This window comes from Bradyrhizobium sp. 164, assembly GCF_023073715.1.
Classification (GTDB): Bacteria; Pseudomonadota; Alphaproteobacteria; order Rhizobiales; family Xanthobacteraceae; genus Bradyrhizobium.
In genome coordinates, this window is the sequence record NZ_JADPKA010000049.1 from 1 (window position 1) to 1,185 (window position 1,185).

The following is a 1,185-nucleotide window of genomic DNA, read 5'->3' on the forward strand; positions in this document are numbered from 1 at the left end:
GACATTCTGGCCGGCCACTTTCAATCGACGCGTGAGCGCACGATTGCCACCGACGGACCTATTCTAGTGCTCCACGATACGACCGAGTTCAGTTATCAAAGAGAGAACTCAGACGCGATCGGGATCACCAAGAGCATAAACAGTGGGCGCGACAAGGCGGGCCGCCTGAGGTCGCACACGGTTTGCGGCATCCTGATGCACTCGAGCCTGGCGGTGACAACCGAAGGGCTGCCGCTTGGACTGACGGCGGTCAAATTCTGGACCCGGAAGAAATTCAAGGGGACTGCCGCGCTTAAGAAGAAGATCAATCCGACGCGCATTCCCATCGAGAAGAAGGAGAGCATTCGGTGGCTGGACAATGTCCGTCAATCCACAGAGCTGCTGGGCGATCCGGGACGGTGCATCCATATCGGTGATCGCGAGAGCGACATCTATGAGCTGTTCTGCGCGGCCCGGGAAGCTGGAACGCATTTTGTGATTAGGACTTGCGTTAACCGTTTGGCCGGAGATGGAAATCACACGATCGCCGACGAAATGGACGAGGTTGCCGTCAAAGGACGGCATCGCCTCAACGTCAGAAACAACAACGGCGATCCCGATGAAGCCGTCCTCGAGATCAGATATCGCAAGCTTCGCGTCCTGCCGCCGATCGGAAAGCAGAAGCGCTATCCAGCGCTGACCCTGACGGTGATCCATGCCGAAGAACGCGTGACGCCGAAGAATAGAAAGAAAATCGAGTGGAAGCTGATCACAAATCTACCTGTTAGCTCCCGCACCGACGCCATTGAGAAGCTCGAATGGTATGCTTTGAGATGGAAGATCGAGGTGTTCCACAAGATCCTCAAATCAGGCTGCAAAGCTGAGGAGTCAAAGCTCAGGACCGCCCAGCGTCTGACCAATCTGATCTCGCTCTTTTGCATCCTGAGTTGGCGGGTCTTTTGGATGACGATGCTCAACCGTTCGGCTCCAGACGCGCCGCCAACCCTCGCGTTGACCGCGACTGAAATCGGCGTGCTCGATCGCCTCGTTAACAACAGACCAAAAGCAAGACGGAAAACGCTCTCGCACTATTTGATCAAAGTCGCCCGGCTCGGCGGTTATCTCGCCCGCGCCAGCGATCCGCCACCCGGCAATACCGTCATGTGGCGCGGGCTGTCACGCCTCACCGACATAGCGCTAGGTGTC

Annotated in this window: 1 protein-coding gene; it reads left to right on the forward strand. The window is 56.9% G+C overall.

The genetic code is table 11. The features are described from left to right. Positions 1-1,185, forward strand: a 1,185-nt coding sequence (locus IVB01_RS17265) for an IS4 family transposase (protein ID WP_247494704.1), incomplete at both ends; no start/stop codon positions are given.